Origin of the sequence: Azoarcus olearius (assembly GCF_001682385.1) — a bacterium.
In the GTDB taxonomy this organism is placed as follows: Bacteria; Pseudomonadota; Gammaproteobacteria; order Burkholderiales; family Rhodocyclaceae; genus Azoarcus; species Azoarcus olearius.
The window spans coordinates 1,530,789-1,542,992 of the sequence record NZ_CP016210.1 but is presented as its reverse complement, the minus strand read 5'-3'; the positions used below and the strand labels follow the sequence as shown (position 1 = coordinate 1,542,992).

At 68.2% G+C, this 12,204-nt stretch carries 11 protein-coding genes and 1 tRNA gene; 9 read left to right on the top strand and 3 right to left on the bottom strand.

Annotated elements, in window-relative coordinates; genetic code table 11:
* Window positions 1-82: 82 nt before the first annotated feature.
* Window positions 83-850 carry a 3-hydroxyacyl-CoA dehydrogenase gene (locus dqs_RS07165; protein ID WP_065340059.1) on the bottom strand — a complete coding sequence of 256 codons (768 nt, stop codon included), beginning with the start codon at window positions 848-850 and terminating at the stop codon, window positions 83-85.
* A gap of 93 nt (window positions 851-943) precedes the next feature.
* Window positions 944-2,158, bottom strand: coding sequence for a lytic murein transglycosylase (locus dqs_RS07160; protein WP_065340058.1), 1,215 nt, complete (start codon window positions 2,156-2,158; stop codon window positions 944-946).
* Between the two features lie 314 nt (window positions 2,159-2,472).
* Here dqs_RS07160 and dqs_RS07155 point away from each other — a divergent pair, with 314 nt between their 5' ends.
* The 8 genes from dqs_RS07155 to dqs_RS07120 all read left to right on the top strand — a co-directional run bounded on the left by dqs_RS07155 (window position 2,473) and on the right by dqs_RS07120 (window position 10,480).
* The gene (locus dqs_RS07155; protein WP_011765069.1) at window positions 2,473-3,483 is read left to right on the top strand and encodes a sulfate ABC transporter substrate-binding protein; all 1,011 of its coding nucleotides are present in this window, start codon (window positions 2,473-2,475) and stop codon (window positions 3,481-3,483) included.
* Window positions 3,483-4,337, top strand: a complete 855-nt coding sequence (gene cysT, locus dqs_RS07150; RefSeq protein ID WP_011765068.1) for a sulfate ABC transporter permease subunit CysT — start codon at window positions 3,483-3,485, stop codon at window positions 4,335-4,337. The genes dqs_RS07155 and cysT overlap by 1 nt, the downstream gene beginning before the upstream one ends.
* The gene (cysW, locus tag dqs_RS07145; protein ID WP_011765067.1) at window positions 4,337-5,224 is read left to right on the top strand and encodes a sulfate ABC transporter permease subunit CysW; all 888 of its coding nucleotides are present in this window, start codon (window positions 4,337-4,339) and stop codon (window positions 5,222-5,224) included. The genes cysT and cysW overlap by 1 nt, the downstream gene beginning before the upstream one ends.
* A gap of 11 nt (window positions 5,225-5,235) precedes the next feature.
* Window positions 5,236-6,321 carry a sulfate/molybdate ABC transporter ATP-binding protein gene (locus dqs_RS07140; RefSeq protein WP_011765066.1) on the top strand — a complete coding sequence of 362 codons (1,086 nt, stop codon included), beginning with the start codon at window positions 5,236-5,238 and terminating at the stop codon, window positions 6,319-6,321.
* 2 nt (window positions 6,322-6,323) lie between these two features.
* A complete protein-coding gene (locus dqs_RS07135) occupies window positions 6,324-7,259 on the top strand; it encodes a CysB family HTH-type transcriptional regulator (protein ID WP_011765065.1) in 936 nt (311 codons plus the stop codon).
* Window positions 7,260-7,383: 124 nt separating this feature from the next.
* Window positions 7,384-8,418 (top strand): amino acid ABC transporter substrate-binding protein, encoded by a 1,035-nt coding sequence (locus tag dqs_RS07130; protein ID WP_065340057.1) that lies wholly within the window; start codon window positions 7,384-7,386, stop codon window positions 8,416-8,418.
* Window positions 8,415-9,395: an ABC transporter permease subunit gene (locus tag dqs_RS07125; protein ID WP_221405625.1), complete on the top strand. Its 981-nt coding sequence runs from the start codon at window positions 8,415-8,417 to the stop codon at window positions 9,393-9,395. Before dqs_RS07130 ends, dqs_RS07125 begins: the two co-directional genes overlap by 4 nt.
* Window positions 9,392-10,480, top strand: coding sequence for an amino acid ABC transporter permease (locus dqs_RS07120; protein ID WP_065340055.1), 1,089 nt, complete (start codon window positions 9,392-9,394; stop codon window positions 10,478-10,480). Before dqs_RS07125 ends, dqs_RS07120 begins: the two co-directional genes overlap by 4 nt.
* Here dqs_RS07120 and mltF read toward each other — a convergent pair.
* Window positions 10,477-11,865 (bottom strand): membrane-bound lytic murein transglycosylase MltF, encoded by a 1,389-nt coding sequence (gene mltF / locus dqs_RS07115; RefSeq protein ID WP_065340054.1) that lies wholly within the window; start codon window positions 11,863-11,865, stop codon window positions 10,477-10,479. The genes dqs_RS07120 and mltF overlap by 4 nt on opposite strands.
* Window positions 11,866-12,044: 179 nt before the next feature.
* Between mltF and dqs_RS07110 the strand changes: the two genes are divergently transcribed.
* Window positions 12,045-12,134: transfer RNA gene (locus tag dqs_RS07110), tRNA-Ser, on the top strand.
* The last annotated feature ends 70 nt before the right edge of the window (window positions 12,135-12,204 follow it).

Sequence of the window (12,204 nt, the reverse complement as noted above, 5' to 3'; positions counted from 1 at the left end):
CACATTTCGCCAGACCGACCAATGCGCTGGGTCAAGCGCGCGTCGGGACGGCTGAACGCGCGCCCCGACGACAAGGTGCGCCCTACTTCGCGGCCATGCGGATCGCGCCGTCGAGGCGGATCACTTCACCATTCAGATAGGGGTTCTCGATGATGCTGCGCACGAGCGCGGCGTATTCGGCCGGACGCCCCAGCCGGGACGGGAACGGAACCATCTTGCCGAGCGAGTCCTGCACTTCCTGCGGCATCCCGGTCAGCATCGGCGTTTCCATGATGCCCGGCGCAATCGTCATCACGCGGATGCCGAAACGCGCGAGTTCGCGCGCCACCGGCAAGGTCAGCCCGACGATGCCCGCCTTGGAGGCGGCGTAGGCGGCCTGCCCGATCTGCCCGTCGTATGCCGCGACCGAAGCCGTGCTGACGATCACGCCGCGCTCGCCCTCCTCGTTCGGCGCCGCCTTGCTCATGATGTCGGCGGCGAGCCGCATCATGTTGAAACTGCCGACGAGGTTGATGTTCACCGTGCGTGCAAACGCTTCGAGCCGGTGTGGCGCTTCGCGGCCGACGACCTTTTCCGCCGGTGCCACGCCCGCACAGTTGACCAACCCGTTGAGGCCGCCGAACTGCGTCAGTGCGCAATCGAAAGCCGCCTTCGCGCTGGCCTCGTCGGTCACGTCAGTCGAGACGAAACGGGCATGGGCACCCAGCTCCGCGGCGACGGCCTCGCCAGCGCCGGCATTCACGTCGGCCAGCACGACCCGGCCGCCGCCGGCGACCAGCATCCGCGCGGTTGCAGCCCCCAGGCCGGATCCGCCGCCGGTCACCACGAACACGCTGTTCTCGATTTTCATCCGTCTCTCCTCCGCATCAGTTATGGACGCGGGGAAAATAGTTTACGTTGACGTAAACGTCAATAGACCGGGCGGCGGTGATCCAGCACCCGTTTACGGCCGCGCCTGCCGCAGGGCGTCCAGCACGCGGCGCCCCGCACGGCCGTCCGCCGGCAGTCCGAACTCAGCCTGGATGACGCGCAGCGCCTCGCGCGTGCGCGCGCCGATCATGCCATCCGGATTGCCGATGTCGTGACCACGGGCGAGCAGCAGCGTCTGCACCTCGCGCCGCTCGGCGCGCGACAGGCCGGGATCGTCGGTCGGCCACGGCGTCGCAAACGGACCCGCGCCTCGCAGTCGGTCCGACAGGTGGGCGATCGCAAGCGCGTAGCTCTCGGCGGCGTTGTAACTGTAGATCGCGTCGAAATTGCGCGTGACGAGGAAGGCCGGGCCGCTCGCGCCTGCTGGCAGCAACAGCGCCGCATTGCCTGCTTGCGCAAGCGCACCGCCGTCGGCACGACGCACGCCGCGGCCGGCCCACTCGGCGATGCCGCGCTTGTTCTTGCGCCCCGCGCCCGAGCTGTCGAACCCCGCCGGCAGCACCACCTCGTAACCCCATGCCAGGCCGCGCTGCCAGCCGGCCTGACGCAGGAAGTTGGCAGTCGATGCCAGCGCATCGGGAATGCTGTCCACCAGGTCGCGGCGGCCGTCGCCGTCGAAATCCACCGCCAGCCGCAGATAGGTGGAGGGCATGAACTGGGTGTGACCGAAGGCCCCCGCCCACGACCCGTTCAGCCGCTCCGGCGCCACATGGCCGTCCTCGACGATCTTCATCGTTGCGAACAACTCCTGGCGGAAGAAGGACTGGCGGCGCCCGTTGCAGGCCAGGGTCGCGAGCGACGGCAGCAGCGCGCGGCTTCCGAAGTTGCGCCCGTAATTGCTTTCCACCCCCCACACCGCCACCACTGTTGCGGCATCCACCCCGTACTCCGCCTCCACCCGCGCCAGCACCGCGGACCATTGCTCGAGCATAGCCCGCCCATCGGCGATGCGTTCATCGTCCACCAGGGCGGCCATGTAGTCCCAGATCGGGGTCACGAATTCCGGCTGGGCATCCAGCAAAGGCAGCACCGTGGGGTCGGCCTGCAGGCCGGCCGTGAGCCGGTCGAAGGTTGCCGCGGAAACGCCGTAGGCCTGCGCGGGCGCGCGAAGCTGGGACAGGCAAGCGAGGTCCTGCGCCGCCGCGGGTGCCGCCAGCGAGAGCGCAAACGACGCGGCAGCCATCAGGGCGGAAACGGGAAAACGGGACTTGGAACGGAGCGTTGTCATGGCGGGGCGGAAGCGGCGTTGCAGAGCGCAAAAGTATACCGGCAGCCATCCTGGCCGCCGCGCCCGCGCTCGAAACCGCTCATTTCAGAATTTGCGCATTGCAGCGCAGATATTTCTAGAAGCGCACCCGCATCCCACCCAAAGGTAATAAATCACTGTTCCTGCTTAGATTTTCTCGAAAAGCCCGTACCGCCTCGCAGAACACGCCGGCCCCTTATTCCAAAAAATAACTATAGAAATTACGCCTTATCGATTCCTGTTCTTTCAGACGAACACTAAGCTCGGCGCAACCCCAAAAGACAGGAAGTCGCCTCATGAAACCCGCACTCCGCACCCTGCTGCTGTCTTCTGTGCTCGCCTTCGGCCTTGGCAGCGCCTCGCTTGCCAGCGCGCAGACCACGCTGCTCAACGCCTCGTACGACGTCACCCGCGAGCTGTACAAGGAGATCAACCCGGCGTTCGCGAGCTGGTACAAGGCCAAGACCGGCAAGGACATCACCATCAACCAGTCGCACGGCGGCTCCAGCAAGCAGGCGCTGTCGGTGGCCGCGGGGCTGGAGGCGGACGTGGTGACGATGAACCAGTCCACCGACATCGACATCCTGGTCGAGCGCGGCAAGCTGGTGGCCGCCGACTGGCGCAAGCGCTTCCCGCATGACGCCACGCCTTACACCACCTACTCCGTGTTCCTGGTGCACAAGGGCAACCCGAAGAAGATCAAGGACTGGAGCGACCTCGCCCAGCCTGGCCTGTCGGTCATCGTGCCCAATCCCAAGACCTCGGGTAACGGCCGCTACACCTACCTGGCCGCTTGGGGCAGCGTGATCGCCAAGGGCGGCTCCGAAGCGGACGCGCGCAACTTCGTCACCAAGCTGTTCCGCAACGTGCCGGTGCTGGATGGCGGCGGCCGCGGCGCCACCACCACCTTCACCCAGCGCGAGCTGGGCGACGTGCTGGTGACCTTCGAGAACGAAGCCGCTCAGATCGCGCGCGAACTCGGCGCCGGCCAGTTCGATGTCGTCTATCCGAGCATCACGATCGACGCCAGCCCGCCGGTCGCGGTGGTCGAGACCGTGGTCGCCAAGCGCGGCACCGCAACGGAAGCCAAGGCCTACCTCGACTTCCTGTACACCGACGAGGGCCAGAAGATCATCGCCAAGCACTGGTTCCGCCCGCGCTCCGAAGCGCTGCTCAAGGCCAATGCGGACCGCTTCCCGCCGGTCAAGGCCTTCAAGGTGGAAGAACTGCTCGGCAGCTGGAGCGAGGTGCAGAAGAAGCATTTCGCCGATGGCGGCATCTATGACCAGATCGTGGTGAACCGCTGATGTCGGCTGCAAGCTTCCTCAACCCCACGCGCCAGACCCGCGTGTTGCCGGGCTTCGGACTGTCGCTCGGCTACACCCTGGTATATCTGTCGCTGATCGTGCTGATCCCCCTGGCGGCGGTCTTCCTGAAGACCGCCAGCCTCGGCTGGGCGGAGTTCTGGGCCGTCGTCACCAGCCCCCGCGTGGTCGCCTCCTACAAACTCTCGTTCGGCGCCTCACTGCTCGCGGCGGCAATCAACGCCGTGTTCGGGCTGATGCTCGCGTGGGCGCTGGTGCGCTACACCTTCCCCGGCAAGAAGCTGATCGACGCCCTGGTCGACCTGCCCTTTGCGCTGCCCACCGCGGTTGCCGGCATCGCCCTCACCGCGCTCTACGCGGGCAACGGCTGGATCGGCAGCAAGCTCGCCCCGCTCGGCATCAAGGTCGCCTTCACCCCGCTCGGCGTGCTGGTGGCGCTGGTGTTCATCGGCGTGCCCTTCGTCGTGCGCACGGTGCAACCCATCCTGGAAGACCTGGAAACCGAACTGGAAGAAGCCGCCGCCAGCCTCGGCGCCCACCGGTGGCAGACCTTCACCAAGGTCATCCTGCCCATTCTGCTGCCGGCGCTGCTTACCGGCTTTGCCCTCGCCTTCGCGCGCGCGGTGGGTGAATACGGCTCGGTGATCTTCATCGCCGGCAACATCCCGATGGTGTCGGAGATCACGCCGCTGATGATCATCACCAAGCTCGAGCAATACGACTACACCGGCGCGACCGCGATCGCGGTGGTGATGCTGGTGATCTCCTTCGCGCTGCTGCTGCTGATCAACCTGCTGCAGGCGTGGAGTGCGAAACGGACCGGGAGGAACCGCTGATGGCCGCCGCCGCTGGCGTACTGCACGGCCGGGCCGACGCCCGCCGTTACGAAGACAACTCCGCGACGCGCGAAGCGCCGTGGGTGAAATGGACCATTCTCGGGCTGGCGCTCAGCTTCTTCGCACTGTTCCTGCTGCTGCCGCTGATCGCGGTGTTCGCCGAAGCGCTGCGCAAGGGCTGGGTGACCTATCTCACCTCGCTGTCGGACTCGGACGCGCTCGCGGCGATCAAGCTCACACTGATCACTGCGGCGATCGCGGTGCCGCTCAACCTGGTGTTCGGGGTCGCCGCGGCGTGGGCGATCGCCAAGTTCGAATTCCGCGGCAAGCACTTCCTCACCACGCTGATCGACCTGCCGTTCTCGGTGTCGCCGGTGGTGGCGGGCCTGATCTACGTGTTGCTGTTCGGCGCCCACGGCTGGTTCGGCGGCTGGCTCGCCGCGCACGACGTGAAGATCATCTTCGCCGTGCCCGGCATCGTGCTGGCAACGGTGTTCGTCACCTTCCCCTTCGTCGCGCGCGAGTTGATCCCGCTGATGGAAGCGCAGGGCCGCGAGGAGGAAGAAGCCGCGGTGGTACTCGGCGCCTCCGGCTTCCAGACCTTCTGGCGGGTGACGCTGCCCAACATCAAGTGGGGCCTGCTGTACGGGGTAATCCTGTGCAACGCGCGCGCCTTCGGTGAATTCGGCGCGGTCAGCGTGGTCTCCGGCCATATCCGTGGCCAGACCAACACCATGCCGTTGCACGTCGAGATTCTCTACAACGAATACAACTTTGCGGCCGCCTTTGCGGTGGCCTCCCTGCTGGCGCTGCTGGCGCTGGTGACCTTGGGCCTGAAATCCTTCATCGAGTGGAAGGTCGGCCGCACGCATACCGAATCGGAATAAAGGAAGCCCGCATGAGCATCCAGGTCGAAAACATCCACAAGCAGTTCGGCAGCTTCACCGCGCTGAACGACGTCTCGCTCGACTTCCCCAGCGGCGAACTGGTCGCCCTGCTCGGCCCCTCCGGCTGCGGCAAGACCACGCTGCTGCGCGTCATCGCGGGGCTGGAAACGGCGGATTCCGGCCGCGTCATCCTCGAAGGCGAAGACGCCTCCGGCACCCACGTGCGCGAGCGCCAGGTCGGCTTCGTGTTCCAGCACTACGCGCTGTTCCGCCACATGACGGTGTTCGAGAACGTCGCCTTCGGCCTGCGCGTCAAGCCGCGCAAGGAACGCCCGAACGAAGCCGAGATCAGGAAGCGCGTCCATCGCCTGCTCGAACTGGTGCAGCTCGACTGGCTGGCCGACCGCTTCCCGGCGCAGCTCTCCGGCGGCCAGCGCCAGCGCATCGCGCTCGCCCGCGCGCTCGCGGTGGAACCGCGCGTGCTGCTGCTCGACGAACCCTTCGGCGCGCTCGACGCCAAGGTGCGCAAGGAACTGCGCCGCTGGCTGCGCCGGCTGCACGACGAACTCCACGTCACCTCCATCTTCGTCACCCACGACCAGGAAGAAGCGCTGGAAGTGGCCGACCGCGTGGTGCTGATGAACAAGGGCAAGGTCGAACAGGTCGGCACCCCGCAAGAGGTCTACGAGCACCCGGCGACCCCCTTCGTGTATGGCTTCCTCGGCGCGGTCAATCTCTTCCACGGCCGCGTGGAAGGCGAGCATGTGCGCGTCGGCGAGGCAGTGCTGCCGCACGACGGCCGCGATGCGGAGCACGGCGTCGATGTGGTCGGCTTCGCCCGTCCGCACGAACTCGACATCGTCACCGACCTCGCCGCGCCCAACGGCGTCGATGCCATCGTCGCGCGCGTGCTCGCCTTCGGCGCCAGCGTGCGGGTGGAACTCGACGCGGTCGAAGCCGAGGGCGACAGCGGCCTGCCGCGCCACTACGAGGTGGTGCTCACCCGCGAGCGCCTGACCACGCTGCCGCTCGCCGAAGGCCAGCGCGTGCGCCTGGTGCCTTCCCAACTGCGCGTATTCCCGCGCGAGGCGGCCTGATCATGAACTTCCAGCAACTGCGCATCGTGCGCGAGACGGTACGGCGCAACTTCAACCTCACCGAGGTCGCCAACGCGCTCTACACCGCGCAGTCCGGCGTCTCCAAGCACATCAAGGATCTGGAGGACGAACTCGGCGTGGAGCTGTTCGTGCGCCGCGGCAAACGCCTGCTCGGCCTCACCGAGCCAGGCAAGGAGCTGCTGCCCATCGTCGAGCGCATCCTGCTCGACACGCAGAACATCAAGCGCCTGGGCGAGCAGTTCGCGCAGAAGGACAAGGGCCATCTCGCCATCGCCACCACCCACACCCAGGCCCGCTACGCGCTGCCGCCGGTGGTGACGCGCTTCAAGGAGGAGTTTCCGAAGGTGCATCTGGAACTCCACCAGTGCGGCCCGAAGGAAATCGTCTCGCTGCTGCGCAGCGGCCAGGTGGATATCGGCATCGCCACCGAGGCGCTGGGCGAGGAAGACGACCTGGTGAGCTTCCCCTTCTACCAGTGGCAGCACACGCTGATCGTGCCCGAAGACCACCCGCTGACGCGCGTGCAGCCGCTGACGCTGGAAGCGGTGGCGGAATACCCGATCATCACCTACCACGAGGGCTTTACCGGCCGCACCCGCATCGACGCCGCGTTCGCGCGCGCCGGCATCACGCCGGACATCGTGATGTCCGCGCTCGACGCCGACGTGATCAAGGCCTATGTCGAACTCGGCCACGGCGTCGGCATCATCGCCGCGATGGCCTTTCACCCGCAGCGCGACGCCGGCCTCAAGCTGCTCGACAGCAAGGGCCTGTTCGAGATGAACACCACCTGGATCTCGCTGCGCCGCGGCCACTACCTGCGCGGCTATGCGCTGCGCTTCATCGAATGCTGCTCGCCCGCGCTCACCGAATCCCGCGTGCGTGACGCGGTGTTCCCCAAGGTGTCGACGCAGTAAACGCAGGCGCCGCGCGGACGGCGCCGGCAGCGCGGCGGCGGCGCAATGCCGCCGGCAAACGCCCGCGCGCCGCCAATCGTGCAAGAATCGGCCTTCCCCGGTTCCCGCATCACCCCTCGTCGCCATGAAGAAGTCCCTCAGACGGATCGCGCCCGCCGTTGCGCTTGCCTTCGCCGCCACGCTGTCCGCCACCGCCGCCCACGCGGGCGCCACGCTCGACCAGATCAAGCGCAAGGGCGAACTCGCCTGCGGCGTCAGTTCCGGCGTGCCCGGCTTTTCCGCCACCGACAGCCGCGGCAACTGGAGCGGGCTGGATGTCGACGTCTGCCGCGCGCTCGCCGCCGCGGTGCTGGGCGATGCCAGCAAGGTGAAGTGGGTGCCGCTCGGCTCGCAGCAGCGCTTTTCGGCGCTGCAGGCGGGCGAGGTCGACATCCTGTCGCGCAACACCACCTGGACGCTGACCCGCGACGCCTCGCTCGGCCTCGCCTTTACCGCCATCACCTATTACGACGGCCAGGGTTTCCTGGTGCCCAAGTCGATCAAGGTGACGAGCGCCAAGCAGCTGCGCGACGCCGAAATCTGCGTGCAGTCCGGCACCACCACCGAGAAGAACCTCGCCGACTACTTCCGCCGCCAGGGCATCCGGGTGAAGCCGGTGGTGTTCGAGAAGTTCGACGCCTCGCTGAAGGCCTTCTTCAACGGCCGCTGCGTCGCCTACACTACCGACGCCTCCAGCCTCGCCGGCATCCGCGCTGGCGAAGCGCCCAAGCCGGACGACTACCTCATCCTGCCCGAGACCATCTCGAAGGAGCCGCTCGGCCCCATCGTGCGGCGTGGCGACGACGAGTGGTTCACCATCGTCAAGTGGGTGGTCTACGCGCTGATCGAGGCCGAAGAACTCGGCGTCACCCGCGACAACGCCGACAAGCAGGCGGCGGGCGGCGATCCGGCGGTCGGCCGCCTGCTCGGCAAGACCGAAGACCTGGGCAAGCCGCTCGGGCTGGACGCACAGTGGGCCTATCGCGCGGTGCGCGCCGTCGGCAACTACGGCGAAGTCTTCGAACGCAACCTCGGCGCCGGCTCGCCGCTGCGCCTGCCGCGCGGCCAGAACGCGCTGTGGAGCCAGGGCGGCCTGATGTACGCCCCGCCGCTGCGGTGACGCGGCGCCCGGCCACGCCGGCAGGCGCCCGCCGCGGCCTGCTGCTGCAGCTCGGCCTGGTCGCGCTGATCGCCAGCGGCCTGTGGCTGCTCGCCGCCACCGCCGCGGGCCATATGCGCGAACGCGGCATCCACAGCGGCTTCGACTTCCTGCTGCAGTCGGCGGGCTTCTGGATTTCGGAAGGCGTGCCCGCCTTCGACCCGGGGGAAAGCTACCTGAAGGCCTTCGGCGTGGGCCTCGCCAACACGCTGCGGGTGGCACTGCCGGCCACGCTCGCGGCGCTCGCGATCGGCTTCCTGGTCGGCCTCGGCCGCATCGCCCACAACCCGCTGCTGCGCGCCTGCTGCACGGCCTATGTGGAGACGCTGCGCAACATCCCGCTGCTGCTGCAGTTGCTGGCCTGGTACTTCGTGCTGACCGCGGTGCTGCCGCCGGCGGCGCAGGCCATCGAACTGCTGCCCCATGTGTATCTCGGCAAGAGCGGCCTCGCCCTGCCCTGGCCCGCCGCCGACGGCATCGAGCTGCCGGAGCGCGGCGGCTTCTCGATCAGCGGCGGCGCGCAGCTGTCGCCCGAATACCTCGCGCTCTTCATCGGCCTGGCCACCTACACCGCCAGCTACATCGCCGAATCGGTGCGCGCCGGCGTGCAGGCGGTGTCCGCCGGCCAAGCGCAAGCGGCGGCCGCGCTCGGCCTGCGGCGCGGCCAGATCCTGCGCCACATCACGCTGCCGCAGGCGCTGCCGGCCATCGTGCCGCCGCTCGCCAACCATGCGCTCAACCTGATCAAGAACAGCTCGCTGGCGGTGGCGATCGGCTATCCCGACCTGGTGTCGATCGCCAACACCACGCTCAACCAGACCGGCCGCGCGGTGGAGTGCATCGCCATCGTGGTCGCGGTGTATGTGCTGATCTGCGCGCTCGGCATCGGGCTGGCCCATTTGCTGGAACACCGCTGGCGGCGCTGGGCCTACGCATGAAGACGCCCGCTCTATCCGCCCTCGCCGGCCTGCGCGGCCGCTGTTTCGACAGCCCGTGGTCGGCGCTCGCCACCGTGCTGATCCTCGCCGCCCTGCTCTGGCTCGGCCAGCGCGTGGTCGGCTGGGCGGTGATCGACGCGGTGTGGGTGGCGGACGCCGCGCGCTGCGAAGCCGCCGCCGGCGCCTGCTGGGGCGTCGTCGCCGAAAAACACCGCGCCATCCTGTTCGGCCGCTATCCCTTTGATGCGCAGTGGCGGCCGCTGCTGGCCACCGCGATCCTGCTGGTCGCCATCGTCGCCACCCTGCGCGCCGCCGGCAGCCGCCCACGGCCGGATGGCAACCGCCGCTGGCGACGGGTCGCCCTCGCATGGGTGGTGGCGATCGCGCTCTTCCCCTTGTTGATGGGCGGCGGCGTCGCAGGGTTGGCGCCGGTGCCCACCGAACTGTGGGGCGGCCTGCCGCTGACGCTGATGCTGGCGGTCGGCGGCATCGCCACCGCGTTTCCGCTCGCCATCGTGCTGGCGCTGGGCCGCAGCGGTCCGCTGCCGGCGATGCGCGCGGTGAGTTCGGTGTATGTGGAATTGATCCGCAGCGTGCCGCTGGTGCCGGCGCTGTTCCTCGCCTCCTTCCTGGTGCCGCTGCTGCTGCCGGCCGACTGGCAGGTGGATGTGCTGTTCCGGGTGCAGGTGGCGATCACGCTGTTCGCCGCCGCCTACCTGGCGGAGGCGATCCGCGGTGCGCTGCTCGCCCTCCCCGACGGCCAGCGCCAGGCGGCCGCCGCGCTCGGCCTTGGCTGGTGGCAGACGCAGCGCCACATCCTGCTGCCGCAGGCGCTGCGCAACGCCACACCGTCGATCGCCAACAGCTTCATCAACCTGTTCAAGGACACGTCGCTGGTGGTGGTGGTGAGCCTCTACGAACTCACCGGCGCGCTGGAAATCGCGCTGGCGGGCGATGCCGAATGGCGCAGCTACCAGCTGGAAGGCTATGTCTTCATCGGCGCGATCTACTGGACCGGCTGCTTCGCGCTGTCACGCGCCAGCCGCCGGCTTGAGCAGCGCGACGCGGCCCGCGCCGGGCGCTAGAGGTCGCCCGCGGTCAGGCGCAGCTTGGGCACCGCCTTGCGCGGGTCGAACGGCGCTTCGATGCGCATCAGAATGTCGTGATAGTTGCGGATGTTCTCGGTCATGATCACCGCCTCGCCGCCGCGCGCCGGGCCGGCCTTCAGCCGCGCGGCGTAGTCCTGGCGCGACAGCAGCGGCAGCACCGACTTCATCTCCCACCACGACGCATCGTCCTTGCCCAGCGTACGCGCGATGGCGCGCGCGCCGTTCATGTGGCCCATGCCCAGGTTGTAGGCCGCGGTCGCCATCCACGAGCGGTCCGGCTCCTCGATCTCGTCGGGCAACTGCTCGCGGATCATCGCGAGGTAGCGCGCGCCGCCGAGAATGCTCTGGCGCGGGTCCAGCCTGTCCGCCACCCCCAACCGGTCCGCGGTATCGGCGGTCAGCATCATGATGCCGCGCACGCCGGTGCGCGAGGTCGCCAGCGGGTCCCAGTGCGACTCCTGGTACGACAGCGCCGCCAGGTAGCGCCAGTCGATGCCGGTGCGGGCCTGCGCTTCGTGGAAATGCGGGCGGAACTGCGGCAGCCGTTCGCGGATGCGGCCGAGGAAGGTTTCGATATCGACGTCGGTCAGGCGGCGCACATAGCCGAAGTAGCGGTCCGCGCTACGCGCGATCAACCCATTGCCCTGCGCGCCATCCAGGAATTCCGCCACCGCCTTGCCCAGCACGCCCCCCTGCTCGCGCGGCAGCGCCCACGCCACATGGGATTTAACCGGCAGGTCGTAAGCGATGTTCAGTTCGGGATGGATCTGCGCCGCCAGCGCGTAATGCACCCGGTCGGTGGCCACCAGATCAGCCTGACCCGCCGCGAGTTGCTCCAGCATCGCCGAGTCCTCCGCGCGCTGCGCATAGTTCACGCGCAAGCTCGGCACGCGGCGCCGGATCTGCTCCAACGCCTCGGCCGCCAGCGAGCCGCGCCGCACCGTCACCGTGCGGCCGGCAAGGTCCGCCTCGCGCCCGATATCGTCCCCGTCGCTGCGCCCCGCCAGCACGAAATCCACCTCGCGCAAGGGCGCGGACCACGCCAGCGGCAGGCGGTCGTTGCGCGCCAACCCCGCCGCGGCAAGATGCGCCTCGCCCTTGATCACTGCGTCCAGCGCACGCACGCTGTCCGGATACACCACGAAGCGGACCGGCACCTCCAGCGCCTGGCCCAACTGGACGAGCAGGTCGTGTTCGAACCCGGAGGTGGCGCCGTCCCCCTCCTCGCGGTAGGAAATCGCATCCAGCCGCGTCGCCACCCGCAGTTCGCCCAGCGTCCGGAAGTCGGCAATGCGCGTCGGCGCCTCGCGACCGCAGGCGGACAGCAATAATGCGAAGAACAGGCAGAAGAAGAGGCGCAACGCAGGCTCGGGCAGTCTCGGGGACGCAGATTCTGCTTCAGCCCGCCGATTTCCGGCAAATCCTGCGCCGATTTCCGTGCCGCCCGGCCCCGTCAACCCGCCCCGATAAAAAAGCGCCCACTTTTCGCGAAGCTGCGTATAATGCGCGCTCCCTCTGGCGCCCAGCGCTGAAGGGACGCGGAGAGGTGGCAGAGTGGTCGAATGTACCTGACTCGAAATCAGGCGTAGGTGCAAGCCTACCGTGGGTTCGAATCCCACCCTCTCCGCCACTCATACCGAAGAACCCGCACAGCCGGATGGCTCTGCGGGTTTTTCACTTTTGCGACTCCATCGTCGTAC

Coding starts and splice junctions, on each gene's coding strand:
- dqs_RS07130 (WP_065340057.1), top strand. CDS start 7,384: ATGAAGAAGTCCCTCAGACGGATCGCGCCCGCCGTTGCGCTTGCCTTC.
- dqs_RS07120 (WP_065340055.1), top strand. CDS start 9,392: ATGAAGACGCCCGCTCTATCCGCCCTCGCCGGCCTGCGCGGCCGCTGT.
- dqs_RS07165 (WP_065340059.1), bottom strand. CDS start 850: ATGAAAATCGAGAACAGCGTGTTCGTGGTGACCGGCGGCGGATCCGGC.
- dqs_RS07140 (WP_011765066.1), top strand. CDS start 5,236: ATGAGCATCCAGGTCGAAAACATCCACAAGCAGTTCGGCAGCTTCACC.
- cysW (WP_011765067.1), top strand. CDS start 4,337: ATGGCCGCCGCCGCTGGCGTACTGCACGGCCGGGCCGACGCCCGCCGT.
- cysT (WP_011765068.1), top strand. CDS start 3,483: ATGTCGGCTGCAAGCTTCCTCAACCCCACGCGCCAGACCCGCGTGTTG.
- dqs_RS07160 (WP_065340058.1), bottom strand. CDS start 2,158: ATGACAACGCTCCGTTCCAAGTCCCGTTTTCCCGTTTCCGCCCTGATG.
- dqs_RS07135 (WP_011765065.1), top strand. CDS start 6,324: ATGAACTTCCAGCAACTGCGCATCGTGCGCGAGACGGTACGGCGCAAC.
- dqs_RS07155 (WP_011765069.1), top strand. CDS start 2,473: ATGAAACCCGCACTCCGCACCCTGCTGCTGTCTTCTGTGCTCGCCTTC.